The organism is Streptomyces sp. NBC_00078 (assembly GCF_026343335.1).
In the GTDB taxonomy this organism is placed as follows: domain Bacteria; phylum Actinomycetota; class Actinomycetes; order Streptomycetales; family Streptomycetaceae; genus Streptomyces.
This window is the reverse complement of the sequence record NZ_JAPELX010000001.1, coordinates 8,872,973-8,894,299: the sequence shown is the minus strand read 5'-3', so window position 1 is coordinate 8,894,299 and position 21,327 is coordinate 8,872,973. Positions and strand designations below refer to the sequence as shown.

Sequence of the window (21,327 nt, the reverse complement as noted above, 5' to 3'; positions counted from 1 at the left end):
TGTGGGTCGCGCGTCTGCTCAGTCGGTGGGGGTGGGGGTGGGGGTGGCGCGGGCGGCCACCATCAGCTGGCCCAGCGCCAGGCCGCCGTCATTGGGTGGTACCAGGTGGTGTCGCAGGACCGTGAAGCCGTCCTCGCGCAGGGTGGCGGCACAGTCCGAGGCGAGCAGCGTGTTGGCGAACACGCCTCCGGTCAGGGCAACCGTGTCCAGCCTGTGCCGCTCTCGCGCCCTCGCGCAGATCCGGTGCACCATGACGGTCACGCTCCGGTGGAAGCGGGCCGCGACCAGGGCCGGCTCGACGCGCGCGCGCAGGTCGCCGACGATCGCCGCGAGCACGGGTGCCGGATCGGCCCGTACGGCGCCGCCCCCGTTCTCCTGCGACGTGTGAAGGGCGAAGGCGTACGCGGTGGTGTCATCGGCGGGTGCACGCAGAGCCGCGCCCTCCAGCTCGACGGCGGCCTGGGCCTCGTATCCGGCTCGGTGGCACACTCCGGCGAGGGAGGAGACTGCGTCGAAGAGCCGGCCCATGCTGGATGTGGGGACACAGTTCAGACCGCGCGCCAACTGCCGGTCGAGGATTCGGAGTTCGTCGGGCGGGCAGGCGGCCGTACAGGCGAGGTCGTCGGACCAGCCGATCCCGGCCGCCCTCAGATGGGCCAGTGCCATGCGGTAGGGCCTGCGCACCGCGGCGTCCCCGCCGGGCAGCGGGACGTACGCGAGGTGCCCGAACCGGGTGAAGTGGTCGTAGTCCGCGAGCAGGAACTCCCCGCCCCACACGGCTCCGTCGTCGCCGTGGCCGGTGCCGTCGAAGGCGACGCCGATCACCGCCCGGCTGCCGTCGAGGCCGTGCTCGGCCATCGCGGCGGCGACGTGCGCGTGATGGTGCTGGACGCGCACGACGGGCCGGTGTGCCGCGTTCCGGTCGGCCCACCGGGCGGAGCGGTAGCCGGGATGCCGGTCGGAGACCAGCGTCTCGGGCCGCACCCCCGTGATGGACTCCAGCTGCGCCGCCGCGCGCTCGAAGGCCCGCTGCGTGCCCACGTCGTCCATGTCGCCGATGTGCGCAGACAGCCAGGCGCGGCGGCCCGCCCCCAGACAGAAGGCGTTCTTCAGGTCTCCGCCGACGGCGAGGGCCGGCCGCACGGGCAGCGGGAGGGAGACGGGCAGCGGGGCGTAGCCACGCGAGCGGCGGATCACCAGCGGTTCCCCGTCGCAGACGCGGACCACGGAGTCGTCGCACGGGACGTGGATCGGCCGGTCGTTCGTGAGCCAGGCGTCCGCCAGGTGCGCGAGCCGCTCCAGCGCCTCGGCGTCGTCGGTGACAATCGGCTCGCCGGACACGTTGCCGCTGGTCATGACGAGCAGCCGGGGGCCGTCCGGGTCGCCCGGCAGGCCGAGCAGCAGATGGTGCACGGGCGTGTACGGCAGCATCACACCGAGGTCGGGGCTGCCGGGCGCGACAGCCTCGGCCGGCCGCGGTTCCCCGGGGGCGTACGAGGGCTGCGGACGCCGCCTCAACAGGACGACCGGCCTGGCTCGGCTTTCGAGCAGGTTCCGCTCCTCGGCGCTCAGCGAGACGAGGTGCCGGACCTCGTCCGCGGTCCTGGCCATGACGGCGAACGGCTTGTCGCCGCGCGCCTTGCGGCGTCGCAGGAGGCCGACGGCCGCCCGGTTGGTGGCATCGCAGGCCAGGTGGTAGCCGCCCAGGCCCTTCACGGCGAGGATCGCGCCCCGCGCCAGCAGCGCGCGAGCCGCGGTGACCGGTTCCGCCCCGTCGGCACTTGTGCGCCCTGCCTCCTCGGCGACGAGAAGACGCAGCCGCGGCCCGCACGCCGGGCAGGCGACCGGCTGCGCGTGGAATCGGCGGTCGGCCGGGTCCGCGTACTCGCGGGCGCAGTCGGGGCACATCGCGAAGCCGGCCATGGTGGTGTGGGCCCGGTCGTACGGCACGCCGGTGACGATCGTGAAGCGCGGTCCGCAGTGGGTGCAGTTGACGAACGGGTGGCGGTATCGCCGGTCCGCCGGGTCGGACAGCTCGGCGAGGCAGTCGGCGCAGGTGGCGGAGTCCGGGGACACCAAGGTGCGGGCCGGTCCCCCGGCGCGGGAGGCGAGGATGGTGAACGCGGTGCCGCCGGCCGGAGGCATCTCCCTGTGGTGGACGGACTCCACGCGGGCCAGCGGGGGTGCCTGGACGGCGATCCGGTCGCAGAACCGGGCCACGGCCGCGGCGGTCCCCTCGACCTCCACGACGACACCCTCCGGAGTGTTCGTCACGTGTCCGGCCAGGGCGAGTTCGGTGGCGAGGCCGTACACGTAGGGCCTGAAGCCCACGCCCTGTACCACTCCCCGGACGGTGACCCGGCGGCGTCGCGGAGTGTCCTCGGCGGCGGCCGGGGCCAGCGGAGCGCTCACGAGTGGGTGTGGGCCATCGTGCCGGTGACCTCCGGTTGCACGTGGGTGTGAGCGTGGTGGTGCGGGCGGGCCATGACCGGCGAGTGGACGGGGGCGCCGTCCACGGCGGCCAGCGCCCGGTCGAGCAGCGCGCCGACTCCCTGCCCCCGGCGCGCCGAGGTCAGGACCACCTCGACTCCCGGGTTGACCTGCTCCACGTTCGCGCGGAACGCCGCCTCGTCGAACTCGACGGCCTGAGCGATGTCGGTCTTGGTGACCACGACCAGGTGGGCGAGGCCGAACGCGGTGGGGTACTTGAGCGGCTTGTCCTCGCCCTCCGTCACGGAGGCGAGAGTGATCCTCAGTGTCTCCCCCAGGTCGTAGGAGGCGGGGCAGACCAGGTTGCCGACGTTCTCCACGAACAGCAGCCGGGTGTCCTCGGGCAGCCACCCGTCCAGGTGCCCGGCGAGCATCCCCGCCTCCAGATGACACAGTCCGTCGGTGAGTACCTGCTTGACCGGGACGCCCGAACGCGCCAGGCGCGCCGCGTCGTTCTCGGTGGCGAGATCGGCGCTCAGGGCCGCGACCGGTACGGACCGCTCACGTGCCAGCAGCAGTTCGCGTTCCAGCAGCGCGGTCTTGCCGCTGCCCGGGCTGGACAGCAGGTTGACGACCGCGGTGCCGCGGGCCGCGAGGTGAGCGCGCAGTTCGTGGGCGCTCGCGTCGTTCTTCGCGAGTACGGCCTGCCGCAGGTCGACGACACGACACATGGTTCAGCGCTCCTCGGAGATCGGTTCGCGGGTGGGGGCGTAGGTAGGGCCGCCGTCCTCCCAGTGCACATCGACGATCTGCAGTTCCCGGCCCGCGAGCAGGTCGGTACGCGTCGCGCCGCACGCCGGGCAGGTCAGCCGGGGCGGCATGCCGACGGCCCATTCGTGTGCGCAGGGCGCGCAGCGGGCCCGGCCCGGCACCGCTTCGGTGACCAGTTCGGCGCCTTCCAGCAGGGTTCCGGCACAGGCCAGTTCGAAGGAGAAGGCGAGCGCATCGGGTACGACGCCGGCCAGTTCGCCCACCTGGAGCCGTACCGATCGCACCGCCGTGACGCCTCCGGCCCGCGTGGCGGCCTCGGCCACCTGGTCGACGACTGCCAGCGCGACCGACATCTCATGCATGGGTGTCCGTCCTTCCGCAGCCTGCCTCCCGACTGCCTTCATTAGAGGCGCGTGGGTCCGGGTCGCCGGGCCCGGCACGCCGTCGCCGGCTGGCAGGTACGCCGTTCGACGCAACCGCCCGGCACACCGGTGTCCGGCCGGGTTCACATTCGGCGGATCCGCAGGTAGCGCCGCACATCGGGAAGCACTTCGGCGACGACGGCGACCAAGGCGGCGAGGGCCGCTCCGCCGATGACGATCTTCTTCATCCGGTCTCTCCTCATGTCGAAGCCTCAGTGGTGGAGGCCTGCGCCACGGACGGCTCACCGTTCCGCAGCAGTTCTTCGATCAGCCGGACGGCCTCCGGTACGGCTTCGGACACCGGCGCACTGAGACCGATGCCCTCGTCCACGGAGGCCGGTTCGCAGCCGACGACCAGGACGCGGCGGGGTGGCTCGCCGCCGGCACCGGCGCACAGGGTGCCCAGCAGTGCGAGGACGGCGTCAGGGGTCATCCGGTGGCCGTCCAGCGCGGGGCTGCTGGGCGTGGGGTCTGTGCCGATGTCGTGTTCGATCACGTACAGCGTGCCGGGGGCTTGCCCGCGCGCCGTGGCGTCCAGGAGGACGAGGGTGTCGTAGCCGTCCAGGAGCTGATAGGCGAGGTGCACGCCACGCACCCCGATGTCCACGACCTCGATGTGTCCGGGCAGGTCGCGCTCGGCGAGCCGGCGTGCGGTCTCCACGCCGAAGCCGTCGTCCGAGAGGAGGATGTTGCCGATGCCCGCGACGAGGGTCCTTGGACCTGCCGGTGGGGGAAGGTTCATCCGTCGTCCTCCAGCGGTGTGACCTCGTCGGGCTGGAAGTACAGGAACCGTCCCTGCTCGCGGCGGATGTCGGCGCCCGGGTCGCCCTCGACCGTGACCGCCAGGTGCACGCCGCCGTCGACGTCGTGCAGCACCGCCTCGATTTTCGCGGTCCGGCCCCGCAGGAAGATGTCCTGCGCGTCTGTGCGCCGCAGGCCGGGGTGCAACGCGACGCGGCTGCCCTTGCCCAACGACCGGCCGTCCACGAGCACACGGTCCTGTGCCGGGTCGAATCCCGCCTCGCTCGCGGGGTCCCACCAGGGGGTGTCGGGCCGCTGCACCCCGTGCTCGTCGGGAAAACCGCCGTCCGGGGCGGCGGGGCCCGGGCCGGTCACCTCGCGCAGGCTCCGCACCGCCCCGTGCAGACGCTCCAGGACCTCTGCCGGCATCGAGTCCGCCAGCTCGATCACGGCGGCCGCCCGCTCGTCGGTGCCCCGGGCCTCGCGTTTCTCCTCGTCGGTGAGGGCCGCGGTGCGCAGCGCGAGGATCTCGTCGATCTCGGTGGCGTCGTAGAGCGCGCCGGGGCTTTCCGGCGCGATGGCCGGATGGTCCTCCAGGATGATCGGCGAGGACAGTACGAGGTCGGCGCGGCCGGGTTCGCCGGCGAGTACGGGCCAGGTGTGCAGGTTGCGGCAGGCGGTGACCGCGCCCTTGGCCCACTCGGGGGGATCGGTCATCGACAGGAACGATCCGGCGCTGAGGGCCATGAGGAGGTGGGTGGCCACCAAGGAGTGCGGAAGCGCCGCGTCCCGGTCGGCGCCGCGGCCCTCGGGCGGTGTCCAGTCGCTGGTGTTCTCGACGACGGCGCTCAGCCGCGCGGTCCGGTAGGGGCCGTCGAGTTCGCGGGCCGACAGCCGGACCGTCCCGCTGATCTCCTCGCACCGGCGGACCAGTCGGCCGACGGTTCGGCCGGCTTCGTCCAGGACCGGTGCGGTGTCCTCGCGGGCCGGGCGTCGGAAGGGATACGTGACGCCGTCGCCGAAGAGCTCGTCCACCGACGCGACCACCTCGACGCGCTCCTCGCTCCCCTCGTCCCAGGGCACCAGCACCCGGTCGTCGAGGCGGAGTTCGCGCACCGTGTCGTAGCCGCCGTCCGGGCGGGCCTGCTGCACCGTGCGCCGTCGGGCGTGCAGGAAGCGCACTTCGACCGAGAGGGTCGCGCCCGCCTTCGGGTCCATCAGGCATTCGGTGTGCTGGAAGGCGTGCTCCTGGCTGTCGGCGCCCCAGCCGGGCGGCACGAGCACCCCGAACTGCCAGCGCAGCCGGTTCTTGGCCGCCGAGGCGCGGTAGGGGTAGAGCACATAGCCCTCGAAGAGGACGGCGTCGGCCACCTGCCGGGCGAGGGCCAACCGCTCCTCGGTCTCAGGGGCGAACGCGGTCACGGTCACGGATCGGTCCTTCCGGTGGTGGCGGTGAGAGCGCGCAGCGGGTCGTGAGCGGGCGGGCCGCCCCTGTCCATGGCCAGCAGCGCCCGGACGGTCGCCTCCCAGGAGGGCAGGGCGTGCCGTGAGCGGTAGGCGAGGAGGGCGTCCATGGTGTCGCGGGGCAGCCGGATCCAGCCGCAGCCGGGGAAGTGCTGCTCGACCATCTCCCGCCAGGTGGCGACCGGCATCCGGAAGACCGCCTCCCGGTCCCACGGGACCGGCTCGACCTGGAAGCCGGCGTCTCCGGTGAACGCCGTACCGGAGAAGAGCATCAGCAGCGGGACCTCGCCGTCGGTGAGGGCGGTGAGATAGCGGGTCGCGGCGATGTCCATGTCGTAGGTGCAGGGGACGACGAGGTCGGTTTCGGTCTCCCCGGTGAAGCCGGGCACCATGAGCGAGACCTGGGCGAACTGCACCGGTTGGAGGGTGCTGCCCCAGCGGGAGCGCTCGCCGAAGAGGTCGGCCAGCCCTTCGGCCTCGGCGGACCCGTAGCCGCGGCGGGCGGGTTCGACGCGGATCTGGCAGCGCAGCGCGAGGGCGTGCACGCGGGCGTTGTCGGCGGTGGTGACGCGCAGCCGGAAGACGAGGGTCGGTCCGGCGGCGTACCGGTCGGCGCGGACGCCGGTGCAGGTGAAGGAGAACTCCGTCACGGGCGCACCGCCTCGTCCAGGGGTCGGACGCGTCGCGTGACGTTCGCGAAGAACGCCTCCAGCGCGGCCCTGGCCTCGGCTCCGCCGTCGAAGCCCTGCCACAACAGGCGCATGCGGCCGACGAGTTCATAGCAGATGTCGATCGGTACGAGGTGGCAGTCGAAGCTGCCGTCGGTGCGGCGAAGGAGCAGCGCTTCCACGTCGGGCTCAAGCAGTTGGGCGAGGCGGCTGCCGCCGAGGACTGACGTCCACGTGGCCGGTTCGAGTTCGCTCTCGGTGGCTCCGGCCGGGCTCGGGTAGAGGGCGACGAGCCGGTCGAGGGCGGCGTTGCGGAAGAGGAAGGCTACGCCGACCGGGATCTGCAGAGCCTCCCACGCACTCTCGTCGAGGTGGTGTCCGGGGTCGGTGAGGTAGCGGGCCGGGACCGTGCGGAAGCGGCCTGCGGCCGCCCCAGGTTGCTCCATCAAAAGCGCGCAGGGGGCGCAGGCGCAGACGAGGGCGCGTTTCTCGGTGTCGACCAGGTGGCGGTGGTCCGCGTCCACGGTCGCGGCGCACAGCTCGCAGCGTTCGGGTTGCGCAGGTCGCTCGGCGAGGAACCTCCGCAGGCCGGGCGTACGCGTCGCCGGGGACGCCGTCATCGGGCCCCCGTCGGTGCCGTGCCGATCTGGAGGAGCGTGGGCCCCAACGGTGCTGCCTGTACGTCGACGGCCCTGACCTCCGGTGCGAAGCAGGCGAGCGCTGCCTGGGCGGCCTCCCTGGCATCCGTGCCGGAGCCGCAACCGCAGCCGCCGGCCTCACGGGCGCGCAGGGTCAGGGTGCCGCTCTCCTCGTCGAACTCCACGACGTCCAGGGCGTGTTCCCGGACGCTGTCGAGGGCCCGGGCGATGCGAGTGTCGCGGTCCTCGGGGTGCAGGTCGTGCAGGACGAGCAGGCTCGCGACCAGTTCGTCACCGAGCAGTCCGGCCGGCGGCCGGCCGGGAGCGGAGGACAACAGGTGGAGGATGCGGGCCAGGCCGGCGCCGTAGAAGTCCATGAGGGACCGGACGAGTTCCTCGGCCGCAGCGGCCGCGGCCGGGTCGCCGCTCGCGGCCAGACGCTCCAGCACCTCCTCGACACGGCGTCCGGTCTGCTCCGCGTTCACCGGCGCGGGCGCCGTCCCCGCGCTCATCCGCCCAGTCCGCTCAGGCCGGTGGGCACGTGCATCGACTTCACCGTCTTGCCGCCGCCGACGTACATGTGGACGCCGCAGGGCAGGCAGGGGTCGAAGCTGCGGACGGCGCGCATGATGTCGATGCCCTTGAAGTTCTCCGGGGTGTTCTCCTCGAAGATGGGCGTGTTCTGCACGGCGTCCTCGTACGGGCCCGGCGTGCCGAAGCTGTCCCTGGTGCTGGCGTTCCAGGGGGTCGGCGGGTACGGGTGGTAGTTGGCGATCTTGCCGTCGCGGATCACCATGTGGTGGGACAGGACGCCTCGGACCGCCTCGGTGAAGCCGACGCCGATGCCCTCGTCCGGGACCTCGAACTTCTCCCAGGTCTGGGTGCGTCCGGCGCGGACCTCCGCCAGGCCCTTCTCCGCGCAGTGCAGTGCGACTGCGGCGGCGTACGCCTGGAAGTAGGTGCGGGCGCGGTTGCGCTCCAGCGCGTTGGACCACTGCGGGATCTTCCACTCGAAGGTGGTCTCCGGCTTGGTCATGGTGCGCGGCAGGTTGATGACCACGCTGTGGCCGGTGGCCTTGACGTACCCGATGTCGACGAGCCCGGACAGCGCGGTGGACCACAGGCGGGCGATGGGGCCGCCGCCGGTGTCCAGCGCGAGGTGGTCCTTGCCGTCGAACCAGCGCGGGGACATGACCCAGCTGTACTTGTCGTCGAAGTTCCGCTTCTGCGGGGCGGGGATGGTGTGCTGGTTCCACGGGTGGCGCGGGTCCACCGGGTTGCCGAGCGGGTCGTGGGTGACGAACTGCTCCTGGCCCTGCCAGTCCTCGTAGTAGGAGCTGCCCAGCAGGATGCGGATGCCGAGGTTGATCTCGGTGAGGTCGTTGGTGACGAGTTTGCCGTCGACGATCACGCCCGGGGTGACGAACATCTTCCGTCCCCAGTCGGTCATGTTGGCGTAGGTGAAGTCGCAGTACTCGGGGTCGTTGAGCGCGCCCCAGCAGCCGAGCAGGACACGCCGGCGGCCGACTTCCTCGTATCCGGGCAGCGCCTCGTAGAAGAAGTCGAACAGGTCGTCGTGCAGGGGCACGACACGCTTCATGAACTCGACGTAGCGCATCAGGCGGCTGAGGTAGTCGGTGAACAGCTGCACGGAGGCGATGGTTCCGACGCCGCCCGGGTAGAGCGTGGAGGGGTGCACATGGCGGCCCTCCATCAGGCAGAACATCTCGCGTGTGTAGCGGCTGACCTGGAGCGCCTCACGGTAGAACTCCCCTTCGAGGGGGTTCAGCGAGCGCATGATGTCGGCGATGGTGCGGTAGCCGTGCTCGGCCGCGTGCGGGGCCTCGGTGCGTTCGGCGAGTTCGAGGACGCCGGGGTTGGTCTCCTTGACCATCTTCTCGCAGTAGTCGACCCCGACCAGGTTCTCCTGGAAGATGTTGTGGTCGAACATGTACTCCGCGGACTCGCCGAGGTTGATGATCCACTCGGCGAGGTGCGGGGGCTTCACGCCGTACGCCATGTTCTGCGCGTACACCGAGCAGGTGGCGTGGTTGTCGCCGCAGATGCCGCAGATGCGGCTGGTGATGAAGTGGGCGTCGCGGGGGTCCTTGCCGCGCATGAAGACGCTGTAGCCACGGAAGACCGACGAGGTGCTGTAGCACTCCGCGACACGCTTCTGCTTGAAGTCGATCTTCGTGTGGATGCCAAGGCTGCCCACGATCCGGGTGATCGGGTCCCAGGCCATCTCCACCAGGCCGCTGCCGTCGCCGGCCGCCTTCGTCGTCGGTGCCATCTGTGTGCCGTGCCCTTCGTTGCGCGGGAGGTTCGTGTGGGGGTGCACGAACGGGGAGCGGATTACTTGCGGCGGATGCTCACCACGGGGGTCGGTATCCGGTGGTGATCTTGTCTCCGGTGCGGCGCCACTTGGGCTCCTTGTCCACCGTCCTGGCCGTGATCGACCGCAGCTTGCGGACCACGGCGCCGTACGCTCCGCTGGCGTTGCTCGACACTTTGGCGCCGGGGGGCTCGTCCATGAACGGCATGAACTTGTCGGGGAACCCGGGCATGGTGCAGGCGATGCAGATGCCGCCGACGTTGGGGCAGCCGCCGATCCCGTTCATCCAGCCGCGCTTGGGCACGTTGCACTTGACGACCGGGCCCCAGCAGCCCAGCTTGACCAGGCACTTCGGCGAGTCGTACGACAGGGCGAACTGGCCCTGCTCGTAGTAGCCCGCGCGGTCGCAGCCCTCGTGCACGGTCGCCCCGAAGAGCCAGGTCGGGCGCAGCTTGTCGTCCAGCGGGATCATCGGGGCGGCGCCGGTCGCCTGGTAGAGCAGATAGGTGAGCGTCTCGGAGAAGTTGTCGGGCTGGATCGGACAGCCGGGGACGCACACGATGGGGATGCCGGCCTGGGACTTCCAGTCCCAGCCGAGGTAGTCCGGCACGCCCATCGCGCCCGTGGGGTTGCCTGCCATGGCGTGAATGCCGCCGTAGGTGGCGCAGGTGCCGATGGCGACGACCGCCAGCGCCTTCGGGGCGAGCCGGTCGATCCACTCGCTGGTGGTGATCGGCTGGCCGGTCTCCGGGTTGTCGCCGAAGCCGCACCAGTAGCCCTCGGGCTTGATCGCCTCGTTGGGGATGGAGCCCTCGACGACCAGGACGAACGGGTCGATCTCGCCGCGCTCCCCCTTGAAGAACCACTCGATGAACGTGTCCGAGCCGCCGACCGGGCCGCACTCGAAGTCGATGAGCGGCCAGTGGACGGCGATCTTCGGTAGCCCGGGCAGCACACCTAGCACGATCTCCTCGATGCTGGGCTGCATGGCCGCCGTCAACGCGACCGAGTCGCCGTCGCAGCTCAGCCCCGCGTTGATCCAGAGAATGTGGATCGTGGGAGTCTCGTCGGCGGGCGCGCCATCTGCGTCCGCAGCGCCGACCGTGTCCGGCGTCGCCTCAGTCATGGGACCGCCTCCTGGGGAGGTAAGGGATGAAGGCCTACATTTCGACAGTCGCTCTTCTTCGTATCAGCCGTTCGGCCGTGGTGCGACGCCATCGAGGGCCGTTCCGGTGACACCGGCGGCAGAGGGGATCGGGCCGGTTTTCGCAACCGCGGCCGGATCGAGGTGCGGCGGGGTGCACAGTGGCCGCTCCTTGTGGACGAAGGAACGACGCAGAGCGTGGTACGGGGCGTCCGGGTCGTCGAAGGTCCGGCGCATCCGGGCCAGCTCCCGCTCACGGAAGCCGGCCAGCGGAGTCGCGCTCTCCAGCCGGTCCAGCTCCGTCTTCTTCGCGGTGATCCGTGACGCCGTCGCGGGAAGGGACGCCAGACGCGCGGCCAGGTTGCCGACCTCCCCCGCGAACTCGCCGGGACCGCAGTCGACCACTCGGTCGACGAGACCGAGGCGCAGTGCGGCCGCCGAACTCACCGGCAGAGCCTCACTCATGAGCCGCTCGGCCATCGCGGAACCCACCCTGCGCGGCAGTGTGTGCGTCCAGTACTCCGAGCCGTACAGACCCATCAACCGGTAGTGGGGGTTCAGCACGGCGCCCGAGCGGCACCACACCTCGTCGGCCGCCAGGGCGAGCATCACCCCGCCGGCGGCGGCGTTGCCCGCGACCGCCGAGATCACCAGCCGGTCCGTCGACGTCAGGACCGCCTCGACCAGATCGTCGATGGCGTTGATGTTCGCCCAGGACTCGGCGGCGCAGTCGTCGGCGGCCTCGATGACGTTGAGGTGGATCCCGTTGGAGAAGAAGTCCCGTTCGCCGCCCAGCACCAGCACCGACGTGGGGCGCGCGCACGCTTCCAGGTAGGCGTCCAGCAGACGGCGGCACTGCTCCGTGCTCATGGCGCCGCCGGGGAAGGAGAACGACAGGAAGCCCACGTTCCCGTCCTCCCGGTAGCGGATGTCCGACCAGGTACGGTGCTGCGGCTCGGGCAACACGGGCAGGGCGTACTCGGGCAGCGGCGGCAGCCGGTCCCCCAGGGCCCGCACAGCAGGCAGCTTGAACGTGGGCGGCTGCCCCGGCCCGCGCCGGGGCCGCAGTTCGGGGATCCACACAGCGCCGTCCCTCGTGGCCCGGCAGACCGCCCCGGCCCGGGTGGCCAGCAGCTCGCCCGGACGACCCCGCAACACGCTCTCGGGATGGCCGCCGTGCAGATACCACTCGCCGCCGAGCAGCACGTCCAGCACACCGGGCTGCGAGTCCGCCGCTCTCAGCTTGCGCAGGACGTCCTGTGTGGAGTCCTCGGCCCAGTCGATCCGCCGGACGCTCTGGTCGAGGTAGGGCCGCGGGCGCGGGCGGGCCCCGGGCGTGCCCACCGCGTCCTGCCTGCGCGGTACGTGGGTTCCGCCCGCGAAGCGCTCCACCGCGAGCAGTAGCGCCTCGATCGCGGCGTCGGCGACCTCACCGCGGTACAGCTCGCTCTTGGACACCGGAGGGACCCGGCACGGTACCGAGGCCCACACGTCTCCGGCGTCCATCTCCATGTCGGCCTGCAGAACGGTGACACCCCATTGCTCTGCGCCCTCGTGGATCGCCCAGTCCAGGGAGGACGGGCCGCGATCGCCCACGGGCCCCGGATGGACGATCAGGCACGTGTGTTCCCTCCACACCTCCTCAGGGATCACCGTCTTCAGCATCGGCGCCACGATGAGCTGCGGTGCATGCCGCCGCACGGCTTCCGGCAACGGGGTGCCGGGCAGGGCGAGTTCCACCGCCACGGTGTGACCGCGGTCGCGAAGTCCGGCGTGGGCGCGCTGTGTGAGGCTGTTGAACGCGCTGGCTAGGAGCAGGATGTGCACGGCTGCCTCCGGGCGGACGAACGGCAGGCAGGTATCGCCTCCGGCCGCGATCCTCGGCCAAGACGGCCCGCCGCCCCCGACGACAGGCGGTCAGGTCATCCGAAAAGCGCGCGCCGATCCGCCGTTCGGCCTCACCGGCCATCGCCCGCGGCCGCACCGCCGACCCGGCTCACCGAGTCAGCCGAGGTGAACGATCACCGCTGTCGCAGGCCGCTGGTAACGCGCTCCCAGCGGGATCGGGTGGCACCGAAGTGGGTCTCGTGGGTCCAGATGTGGGTGCAGGACCTGCACTGCAGGTGGAGCAGGCTGCCGACGTTGGAGAGCAGGTAGCGCCAGTGCTCGGAGCAGGTGCGCTCCTGCTCGCAGGTGGCGCACCCGCGGTGGTCGTCGCACTTCGGGCAGGCCACCCAGGCGCGGCGCCCGATGTCGGCCTGCGGGTCAAGCGGCAGCATCGCCGCCCCCTCTCCGCGGCAGCACACCGGCCGCGACCAGTTCGTCGTAGACGCGCTGCTGTTCCGCGTCGAGACCGGAATACAGCAGCTCATACGCCGCTTCCTCGCCACGCAGCGCGGCGACGGGGTCCCAGTCGGAGCCGAGAGCGTCCAGGACGTGAGCGCGCCGTAGAAGCTCGTGTGTGCTCAGGTCGACGTCCAGGCCGACCAAGGGGAGGGCGCCAGGTCGGTCCGGCGCAGGCCTGCCCCCTGCAGCGGGTTCGTCCGGTTCGCCGGGAAGGGCGCGGCCATGTTGCGACATGCGACCGAACGTAGGTAAGCGATCCTCGCCCCGGCAAGAGCAGGTGGGAGAAGTCACAACAGGTCCACGCGTACCCGGAGGGCCGCGCCGCCCTCGTCGCCGACCAGGCGGGCCCGCACCGAGCAGGCCCTGCGAGAGGACGTGAAGCGGGCCACCGAGGAGAGACCGCAGCCCTGGCATCGCGCCGGACCGCAGTCAACTGCCCGCAACAGGCCGCGGGTTCATCTCACCGGACCTGCCGCACACAGGCCGCGCCGTGGCCTGGGGTCCTGCGCCGTCCGCCGAGCGATCGGCTCGGCGCGCAGCAGCCTGCCTCTCGCCAAGGCTGCGGGGTCTGCGCAGGCTCCGGCCGCCGGTGGCGTCGCTACCGGTCCTGGCTCCCCGCGCTCTCCCCGGGCGCGGGGGCCCGATGCCGATCTGGTCGATGCCGAGCCACCGAACCCCTCTTACGGATCGAGGTCAAAGGTGGGTCACGTTGTGCCGCGGACACTCAAGCTTGGTGTCAGGACGATGGGGGGTGGCAGTTCGCCTGCCAGGAGTTGGTCGACCTGGTGGATGGCCAGTTCGCCCAGCCGCCGCTTGTCGAGGTGGAGGGTGGTCAGTAGCGGGTCGACCAGATCGGCGACGCTCAGCCCGTCGTAGCCGACCAGTGCGCAGTCGTCCGGTACTTGGACGCCGAGCCGGCGGGCGGCCCGGAGCGCGCCGAGCGCGACCAGGTCGTTGAAGGCGACCACGGCGGTGAGGTCCGGGCGCGCGGCGTACAGCGCCTCGAACGCGGCGGCGCCCCCGGCCGGGGACTGTTCAGCCATGACAACCCAGTCCTCGTCGAGGGGCAGCGCATGTTCGCCGGCGACTTCGAGGAAGGTGCGGCGCCGGACCAGCGGGGCGCTCACGCACTCGCAGTCGATCATGCCGATCCGGCGGTGTCCCCGGTCGATGAGGTGCTGCATCCCGGCCCGCATTCCGGCCGCGGTGTCGATGTGGACCAACGCGTGGTTCGACGAGTCCAGCCCACGATCGACCACAACCAGCGGCACGCTGCCCACGTACGGCTCTAGCTGCGCATCGGGTTGGCTGATGTAGCCGACAAGAGCGTCAACCTGTTGGCCCAGTGAGCGGACCAAGGCCAGTTCCCGGGACCGGTCGTTCTCGGTGCTGGCCACGAGCACCTGCCAGTCGCGCTCGTCCGCGGCCGCGATCACTCCTGCCACGAACTCGGGGAAGAAGGGGTTGACCACGTCGGGGACGATGAGCCCGACGGATACGACGTCCGGGCGGACCAGCCCCCGGCCGAACCGGCTGGGCCGGTACCGCAACTGCCTTGCGACATCGAGCACGCGTTGCTGAGTCCCCGGGTCGATCTCCCCCTTGCCGTTGATCGCGCGGGAGACGGTCTGATGGGACACGCCTGCCGCCTGAGCAACGTCCCGGAGGGTGACGCGCTTGACGGCCTTCGCACCCCGCGCCCGCTGGTCTTCCGTTTCCCGCTGTCCGGCCACGCTGCCCACTCACTTCTGTTCCTGTGCCGCCCTGTGTCCAAGTGAATCAGGTTCGCCGGCCTGCCGCGCCGGCACCGGCCCGCACTGCGACGAGGGAGATGCAGGGCCAGAGCGCCACCGGCGGATCGTGAGCCGTCTCGCGGCGGGCGTTGACGGGATCTCCAGTCCTGAGCAACAATTCCGTTAGCGGTCACGTTAACGGTAACGGACAGGAAGGAGAGCAACAGTGGCTTCCTTGAGACGCCCTGTACCGCACGAGCCCCACCAGATGCTCCGCGGCATGTTCCGCGGCTGGCACGCAAAGGCCGGCGCCTTTTCGGCGCTGCCAGACGCACCTGTGGAGCCGGATGACCCCCAGCCTTGGTGGCGCCGACTGAGAGTTCGGCGGCAGAAGCCGAGCAGCGGTGGATCTTCACTCAGTAGGTCCTCGGCCCGTCTCCGGGGCTGTCCTGCTCCCAGTGGGGACGGCCGGAGCTGACGAAAGGTGTTCCGTGGTTCCTGCCACGGACTCCAACCCTGGCGAGCGGCCTCTCACCTGGAAGAACTCCTCATGGCATACGGAGTCCTGCCCCGGTCGACAAGCACCTCTGTTCCCTCCAGCGGCGGCTTCCCGGCCACCTGGCCGACATCGCCGATCCAGAGCACGCCAAGACGATCAGGCTCTTCGTGACGAACTGGCTCGCCCTCCGTTCGCTGCAGACCGCGCGGCCGTCGTGGGGAGCCGGTTCCGGACCGCGTCGCGCTGCTCACCACGCCGGAGGCGGCGAGGAAGGAGAATGCCTGTGGGCACCGTCCTCGTCCTGACTACCGGAAGGCACGCAGACCATGAGCAGCCGACGCGACCGCTGGGCCGAACTGACCGGCGGACAGGACGGAGAGGCGTACGCCCAACGGTTCGCGCGGCTCGCCGAGTCGGGCCACGACATCCACGGCGAGGCCGCGTTCTGCGACGCGTTGCTGAAACCTGCCGCCCGGATCCTCGACGCCGGCTGTGGGACCGGGCGGGTGGCGATCCGACTCGCCGAGCTGGGACACCTCTGCACAGGCGTGGACGTCGACCGCTCCATGCTCGCCGTCGCCCGCCGCGACGCGCCCACGCAGGAATGGATCCACGCAGACCTGGCGCACCTGGACGGCCTCGGCCTGGAACCCGGGTTCGACCTGGCACTCGCCGCCGGAAACGTCGTCCCCCTGCTGGCTCCGGGGACCGAACCGGCTGTCGTGCGGCAACTCGCCGCCGTGCTGCGCCCCGGCGGCCTGCTGGTCACCGGCATGGGACTGGACGCGGAACACCTGCCACTGCCGGAACCGACGGTGACGCTGACGGAGTTCGACCACTGGTGCGCCGAGGCCGGACTGACGTTGCGGCAACGCTGTGCCACCTGGTCCGGCGACCCCTATCGTCCAGGCGGCGGCTACGCCGTGAGCGTGCACGCCCGCCACACCGCGTGACTCGCCGGGTGAGTGACCTGGTTTCAGCAGCCCTTTCGGCAAGGGGTGCTGCTGGTCGCCACCCCGACCCTCGCGTCGGAGCCGGGTGGCGGACAACGTCTACAGGCTCGTCAGCTCGCAGAGCGACTGGACGGCCCATCCGCAGTACCCCGTCGGTAGCCTTCGCCCCCCATGACCGCGCCTGGATCCTGCCGTATTTCTGGTGCTCTGCGGTTCGGTCGTCGCGGCGCGGCCTATGGTCAGCGGGGCTCCCGGCGCAGCCGTAGCGCTCCTTCTGGCGTTCGTGCTGCTCGCAGGCGTGAACTCGCCTCTGGTCTTCCCGCGATCGATCGACGCGCTGGAGGCGCGAGGGCCGCAGCACGGCCGACGGCCGACCGGTCGTCTGCTGGCGGCCGGGCTGCCGGCACTGTCTGCGACTGCGCATCCGCTGGGGCCGCAGCGCCCGTCGGCTGCACTGGGTCGACATCTGGCGGGGTCCTGCCGGAGCGGCGGCGGTGGCGGTCAACGGCGGCAGCGAGACCGTGCCGACCGTCGCCGTGGCGGACCGGCCGCACACCAATCCCCCGACCGCGCGTGGGTGCGCGGACAGCTCTCCTATCGCCCCATGGACTGCCGCCCGACATGGGCGGCGCGGTCAGTCGTGGCCGCGATCGGTTGAGCAGGAAGGTTGCAGACTGGTTCCTCGACGGCACCCTGATGAGCCGGGCGGATGGATCTGCTGTTACCCCGTGAGCAGGGCGCTGCAGAACTGCGTGTCCTGCGAGCCGCCAGGTCAGTCACCGGCCTTTTTGAACCATCCGAGCGACCGGATGACGGACGCGCCGAAAAAGAGGATGCCGAGAGGAACGATCGTGAACCAAATGGCATCGGCTTTCATGGCCGCGAGCAGGGCGATGGCGCCGATGGCCAGCGCCAGGAGCACGAGCATGCCCAGAAGGACACGAGTCTTGGAAACCAACGCAGGGCTCTCCATGTTCAGCTGGGCTCTATTGACTGGACAACGTTCGCTACCCGTTGGACCGTCGGCGACGGTTGCCCAGTAGGGAGGCAGCGAGCTCCCCGGCGTGACACCACGACTCCACCAGGAGGCTCACGCGGCAAGTCTCCCCAACGCTGCCTTCCTGAGGCGCCAGTAGAACTACGTAATCGAATACGTAGGTTCACCGGCCGGCGTGAGTTGGGGTGCGTGGATCTCGGGGCCGTGCCGCACCGACGGTTTGCCGAGGGCGGGGAACAGCCTGTCGGCGGTCCCGGAATTCCCCACCCTCGCGGTCACGTTTCACCATGGGAGCGGCGGTTGCGAGCGACGGCTCGGGCCGCTCTGAAGCCCATCCACGTTTACGGTTTGCCGGTTGCTTCAAGTGCTGAGGTCAGGCAAGCCAGCAGGTCGCCGGGCGTCGGCAGTGCCGGCCTCTGGAGGAGCCGCCCCATTGGCGGTCTTCGAGGCCCTGGAGGAGCAAGTGGCTGAAGCCGAGCCGGGTCGTCCCGTTCTTGTTCGCCACCAGGCCCCAGTCGCCGTCTACCAGGATCCAGTTCGCCAACAGCAGGTGGAGAGCAGGGCATTTGGGACGCGGCGGCTTCCTCGCTGGGGAGAAGTTGGCGCACTCCCCGGTGTACCCCCGCGGCCCATCCGCCCCCAGCTGTTGGTAAACGAGCGTTTACGAATTCTGCCCCGACACAGGGGTGGGCGTCGACCGCATTGAACAGGCCGAGGGCGAGGCGGCGCAGAGCAGTGCGCGGGTCCGCACTCCGAGAGGCGGCACCCCTGCCCCCGGACTGAACGGTGATGCCCTGCCGGGCTGTTCAACTGCCGCGAGGAGAGGACGCGGTTCCCACGACTCGCGGCCCGAATTGTTGCTCGGTGCCCTGGTCTTGACGGCTGAGCCAACCTGAAGCCCGGAAGCAGAACGTCCTAACATTGCCGACCAGCCCAGGGGTGGTGCCGATACCCTCAGAGTTCAGCCCTGACCACCCAACGCGCTCGGGAGAATGCTCGGTGCCAGCAAACGATGCCTCCAAAGGACCGTCCGATGGAGGATGGGCCGGCGTCATGACCGGCGAGGCTGGCGGGCTGTTGAGTACTGTGCAGTCGCCTCGCGTAGGTGGAGCGCGTCGTGGTCTTGCACCAGCACATTGCTCGTGTGCCCCTTCGATCCGGATGGGCCGACGATGACTGCTCTGGCCTGGATACGGCAGTGGCGGAGAATCCGGCGGCGCGGCAGAGAGATGCACCAGTTCGCGGAGGTGCTGATCGGGCCCATCCGGGAGCGACTCGCCGCCGACGAAGGCGACCCAGCGGCGCGGGCATCTCTGCCCGATCCGGAGGCGTTTTTCGAGGCCTTGGTCGGGTCCGCCCAGCAGTGGCGTGGCGATCGCAGGCTTGAGGTTCACAGGGTGCCCATCCCCCGCAAGTTCCTCGCCACGGGAATGTGGGTGGAACGCACGCACCAGGACGACATCATCATCGAGGCGGAGGCCGAGGTCTGGCACCAGGCGCAGATCCTCGGTCACGAGCTGTGGCACATGCGGCAGAAGGATGGCCTCACGCCGCAACAACTGGCGGCCGAGGCCTGCTCCACGACGAGATCGGGCCATCTGCACAGTGCCCAGCCGGCCGCCGCACGGTCTGGTTTCGATGAGGATCCCGAGATAGAAGCCGAACTGTTCGGGATCCTCGTCGGCCAGCAGATGCGATCGCTGATGGAACGCGACGTGATCGCCGGCGAGACGGCCCGCCGCATCGCCGACTCTCTCGGCTACCAGAGGAGCCGGAGATGAGTGGGGCGATCAACTACGTAAGTTGCGGCCTGCTCTGGGTCGCGCTCCTGCTCAGGCTGCCCGACTTGATCCGCCGCTGGGTGGATCCGTCCCTGCGCGCCATCGTGGGAGTGCTGGGGTTCGCCTCCCTGTGCTTCCTCTTCGGAGCGCCTCCCACGGTTGCGCTGATCAACCGCGTCACCGGTGTTCCCAACCTGGCCGCGCCGCTGACCTACGGTGCGATCACCGCATACAGCGCGGCCCTGCTGATCCTGATCGCCTGTTGGCGCGGTGGCCCCTCCATGCGCCGGACAACACGGAACTGGATCTACGGGTACGTGGCTGTTCTTGTCGGAATCGCCGTCCTCTTCGCCCTGGGGAACGCCGCTGATGAACGGCGTACCGACTTCGACACCTACTATGCGATGACGCCCTGGGTCGCCGAGATGGTCGTCCTGTATCTGCTCGCCCATCTGACCGCTGTGACAGTCAGTGCCCTCTGGGCGCTGCGTTGGGCCCGCGAACGGGAGCTTCGACAGCGGCCCTGGCTGCGAGCCAGCCTGTTGACGATTGGCGTCGGCACGGTCATCAGTGCCGGCTACAGCTGTTCCAAACTCATCGCCGTGGTGGCGCGGTGGTCCGGCCGGCACTGGGCGGTGCTGGGGACGTCCATTCCTCCCCTGTGTGCCGGCCTGGGGGCGATGCTGACGGTGGTGGGGGTCCTCCTGCCGATGGTGGGCCACCAACTATCGGCCTGGTGCGACTTTGTCCGCCTGGCGCCGCTCGACTCCGTGCTTGACCCGGTCCTCCGGGAGCGCGCATTGCGTGTCGAGCGGCCTCGTTCCCCTCTCTTGTGGGGCACTTGGCGCCGTAGCACCATCCTCAACGGCCTGCGCGAGATTGAAACGCACCTCGACAAACGACTGTATGACGACGTCCACGACGCGGAGTTGAAGAGGCTGCAGATACCGGGCCCGCGAGGTGGCCGCGAGCGAACTGCGTACGAGGAAGCCGCTGCTGTTGCGTGGGCCGCCACGATAGCGGCAGCCGCACAACGTAGCGCCCTGCCGCCACTCAAGCCCTTCAGCGAATCGCTTCCCGTGCCGCTGCCGAGAGACCCCAAGGCGTTGGTCCTGATCGCCGACGCAGTCAAGAGGTCCGAGCGCGAGGCACGATCGCCGGCCCCCGGCCCCGCCAGAGCGGGATCGGCATGACACACGGCTCCCACGACGTCCCCCACCGCCAGCGGAACGGAAGCCCCCAGTTATGAGCGTTGTCGTGTATTTGGCGGCCTTGCTGTTGGTCGTGGCTGCCATGCTGCTTCGCCGATCGCACAGGACTGCCCGTACGCCGCTGACCGTCCCTACGCGCGCGACCGCCTTCATCGGCGCCGTGTGCTTCACCTGCGCGGCTCCCGCGACGTTGGCCGCGGTCAACCGTGCCACTGGGATTCCCAACGTGGGTGCGCCACTGACGTACAGCTCGATATCCGCCTTCAGCTGCTCCCTGATCATCTTGTTGATCTACTGGAGGGGCGGCCCGAGGGAACGGATACGGCGCATGGTCCGCATCACTGTGGCGGTGTACGGGACCCTCATCATCGCCATCTGCGTACTGTTCGCGCTCGCCGATGCGGACACCGAGCGGCTCACCGACCTGGACACGTACTACGCCAACACCCCGTACATGCGGGAGATGATCGTCCTCTACCTCCTGGGGCATCTGGCCAGCACCATCATCCTGAGCGTCGTCTGCCTGAAGTGGGCCCGCGACGAGGTCACGGGCCTCCTCCGTGTGGGACTGCGATTGATACTCGCCGGCCTTCTGCTGGATGTCGTCGGCTTTGAACTCACCAAGGTCACTGCAGTCGTTGCCCGGTGGTGCGGATACGACCTGGACGTCCTGTCGACCACCGTGGCGCCGCCCGCTGCCTCCCTGGGCGCGCTCATCTACTCCGCCGGCTTCGTCCTCCCGCGCCTCGCATCGGCCGCCGCAGAGAAGCAGAGCCTGTCCGACTACCGGGCACTGATGCCTCTGTGGGCGGCCCTCAAGGACGTCACCATCACCCCGCAGACGGAACCGCGATGGTGGCATTTCTGGCTGCAACTGCCGAGCAGCCGCCTCTACTTGCTCGAAGCACAGATCCGCGACGCCTTGCTACAGCTGACAGCACACTTCGACCAGCGGGTCGGCGAAACCGCCTACGCGACTGCAGTCGAGGTCGGGGAAAGCCAGGAAAAGGCCCGCACCGCCTCGGAGAAGGCGATGATCATAAATGGCATACTCCGGGCATCGGGCAGGGCTGACGGCGCCGCCGATCCGCCTGACAAGTTCCGCATCACCGTTGGTCTGGTCGAGCTGGCACACGCCGTGAGCCTGATTCGGGACGTGACACCGGATCAGGTACGGGCCCACTGAAGACGTCA

General features: G+C 70.2%; 20 protein-coding genes and 1 pseudogene. 5 read left to right on the top strand and 16 right to left on the bottom strand.

The annotated features are described in order from the left end of the window. Nucleotides 1-18: 18 nt before the first annotated feature. From hypF to OOK07_RS41285, 15 genes are all read right to left on the bottom strand, one after another. Nucleotides 19-2,412, bottom strand: a complete 2,394-nt coding sequence (hypF, locus tag OOK07_RS41350; protein ID WP_266801715.1) for a carbamoyltransferase HypF — start codon at nucleotides 2,410-2,412, stop codon at nucleotides 19-21. After that, the gene (gene hypB / locus OOK07_RS41345; protein ID WP_266801714.1) at nucleotides 2,409-3,161 is read right to left on the bottom strand and encodes a hydrogenase nickel incorporation protein HypB; all 753 of its coding nucleotides are present in this window, start codon (nucleotides 3,159-3,161) and stop codon (nucleotides 2,409-2,411) included. Before hypB ends, hypF begins: the two co-directional genes overlap by 4 nt. Before the next feature lie 3 nt (nucleotides 3,162-3,164). Beyond that, a complete protein-coding gene (locus OOK07_RS41340) occupies nucleotides 3,165-3,563 on the bottom strand; it encodes a hydrogenase maturation nickel metallochaperone HypA/HybF (protein ID WP_266801713.1) in 399 nt (132 codons plus the stop codon). Nucleotides 3,564-3,706: 143 nt separating this feature from the next. Next, nucleotides 3,707-3,811 (bottom strand): DUF6893 family small protein, encoded by a 105-nt coding sequence (locus OOK07_RS43900; RefSeq protein WP_405669917.1) that lies wholly within the window; start codon nucleotides 3,809-3,811, stop codon nucleotides 3,707-3,709. An 11-nt stretch (nucleotides 3,812-3,822) separates the two neighbouring features. Further along, nucleotides 3,823-4,365 carry a hydrogenase maturation protease gene (locus tag OOK07_RS41335; protein ID WP_266801712.1) on the bottom strand — a complete coding sequence of 181 codons (543 nt, stop codon included), beginning with the start codon at nucleotides 4,363-4,365 and terminating at the stop codon, nucleotides 3,823-3,825. After that, on the bottom strand, nucleotides 4,362-5,792 hold the full coding sequence (locus tag OOK07_RS41330; protein WP_266801711.1) for a hypothetical protein: 1,431 nt from the start codon (nucleotides 5,790-5,792) through the stop codon (nucleotides 4,362-4,364). Before OOK07_RS41330 ends, OOK07_RS41335 begins: the two co-directional genes overlap by 4 nt. Beyond that, complete coding sequence (locus OOK07_RS41325; RefSeq protein ID WP_266801710.1) at nucleotides 5,789-6,478, bottom strand: DUF6084 family protein; 690 nt, start codon at nucleotides 6,476-6,478, stop codon at nucleotides 5,789-5,791. The genes OOK07_RS41330 and OOK07_RS41325 overlap by 4 nt, the downstream gene beginning before the upstream one ends. Then, nucleotides 6,475-7,116: a DUF5947 family protein gene (locus tag OOK07_RS41320; RefSeq protein ID WP_266801709.1), complete on the bottom strand. Its 642-nt coding sequence runs from the start codon at nucleotides 7,114-7,116 to the stop codon at nucleotides 6,475-6,477. Before OOK07_RS41320 ends, OOK07_RS41325 begins: the two co-directional genes overlap by 4 nt. Continuing rightward, nucleotides 7,113-7,646, bottom strand: coding sequence for a NifU-related iron-sulfur-binding protein (locus tag OOK07_RS41315; protein WP_266801708.1), 534 nt, complete (start codon nucleotides 7,644-7,646; stop codon nucleotides 7,113-7,115). Before OOK07_RS41315 ends, OOK07_RS41320 begins: the two co-directional genes overlap by 4 nt. Next, nucleotides 7,643-9,427, bottom strand: coding sequence for a nickel-dependent hydrogenase large subunit (locus OOK07_RS41310; protein WP_266801707.1), 1,785 nt, complete (start codon nucleotides 9,425-9,427; stop codon nucleotides 7,643-7,645). The genes OOK07_RS41315 and OOK07_RS41310 overlap by 4 nt, the downstream gene beginning before the upstream one ends. Before the next feature lie 79 nt (nucleotides 9,428-9,506). Beyond that, nucleotides 9,507-10,595, bottom strand: coding sequence for an NADH-quinone oxidoreductase subunit B family protein (locus OOK07_RS41305; RefSeq protein ID WP_266801706.1), 1,089 nt, complete (start codon nucleotides 10,593-10,595; stop codon nucleotides 9,507-9,509). Nucleotides 10,596-10,658: 63 nt separating this feature from the next. After that, complete coding sequence (locus tag OOK07_RS41300) at nucleotides 10,659-12,440, bottom strand: enoyl-CoA hydratase-related protein (RefSeq protein ID WP_266801705.1); 1,782 nt, start codon at nucleotides 12,438-12,440, stop codon at nucleotides 10,659-10,661. A gap of 194 nt (nucleotides 12,441-12,634) precedes the next feature. Continuing rightward, nucleotides 12,635-12,892 carry a hypothetical protein gene (locus OOK07_RS41295; protein WP_266801704.1) on the bottom strand — a complete coding sequence of 86 codons (258 nt, stop codon included), beginning with the start codon at nucleotides 12,890-12,892 and terminating at the stop codon, nucleotides 12,635-12,637. Continuing rightward, a complete protein-coding gene (locus tag OOK07_RS41290; protein WP_266801703.1) occupies nucleotides 12,879-13,193 on the bottom strand; it encodes a DUF6400 family protein in 315 nt (104 codons plus the stop codon). The genes OOK07_RS41295 and OOK07_RS41290 overlap by 14 nt, the downstream gene beginning before the upstream one ends. A 470-nt stretch (nucleotides 13,194-13,663) precedes the next feature. After that, nucleotides 13,664-14,701: a LacI family DNA-binding transcriptional regulator gene (locus OOK07_RS41285; RefSeq protein WP_406313185.1), complete on the bottom strand. Its 1,038-nt coding sequence runs from the start codon at nucleotides 14,699-14,701 to the stop codon at nucleotides 13,664-13,666. 816 nt (nucleotides 14,702-15,517) lie between these two features. Here OOK07_RS41285 and OOK07_RS41280 point away from each other — a divergent pair. After that, nucleotides 15,518-16,144 (top strand): class I SAM-dependent methyltransferase, encoded by a 627-nt coding sequence (locus OOK07_RS41280; RefSeq protein WP_266801701.1) that lies wholly within the window; start codon nucleotides 15,518-15,520, stop codon nucleotides 16,142-16,144. Nucleotides 16,145-16,329: 185 nt separating this feature from the next. Then, nucleotides 16,330-16,802, top strand: a pseudogene (locus tag OOK07_RS43895) (hypothetical protein). Between the two features lie 114 nt (nucleotides 16,803-16,916). Here OOK07_RS43895 and OOK07_RS41270 read toward each other — a convergent pair. After that, nucleotides 16,917-17,072: a hypothetical protein gene (locus OOK07_RS41270; RefSeq protein WP_266801700.1), complete on the bottom strand. Its 156-nt coding sequence runs from the start codon at nucleotides 17,070-17,072 to the stop codon at nucleotides 16,917-16,919. Nucleotides 17,073-18,370: 1,298 nt separating this feature from the next. On the opposite strand from OOK07_RS41270, the gene OOK07_RS41260 reads away from it, so the two are divergent. The 3 genes from OOK07_RS41260 to OOK07_RS41250 are packed head-to-tail and all read left to right on the top strand — an operon-like array spanning nucleotide 18,371 to nucleotide 21,319. Further along, nucleotides 18,371-18,922, top strand: coding sequence for a toxin (locus OOK07_RS41260; RefSeq protein ID WP_266801699.1), 552 nt, complete (start codon nucleotides 18,371-18,373; stop codon nucleotides 18,920-18,922). Beyond that, nucleotides 18,919-20,115, top strand: coding sequence for a hypothetical protein (locus OOK07_RS41255; RefSeq protein ID WP_266801698.1), 1,197 nt, complete (start codon nucleotides 18,919-18,921; stop codon nucleotides 20,113-20,115). Before OOK07_RS41260 ends, OOK07_RS41255 begins: the two co-directional genes overlap by 4 nt. Nucleotides 20,116-20,167: 52 nt before the next feature. Continuing rightward, the gene (locus OOK07_RS41250; protein WP_323183029.1) at nucleotides 20,168-21,319 is read left to right on the top strand and encodes an MAB_1171c family putative transporter; all 1,152 of its coding nucleotides are present in this window, start codon (nucleotides 20,168-20,170) and stop codon (nucleotides 21,317-21,319) included. The last annotated feature ends 8 nt before the right edge of the window (nucleotides 21,320-21,327 follow it).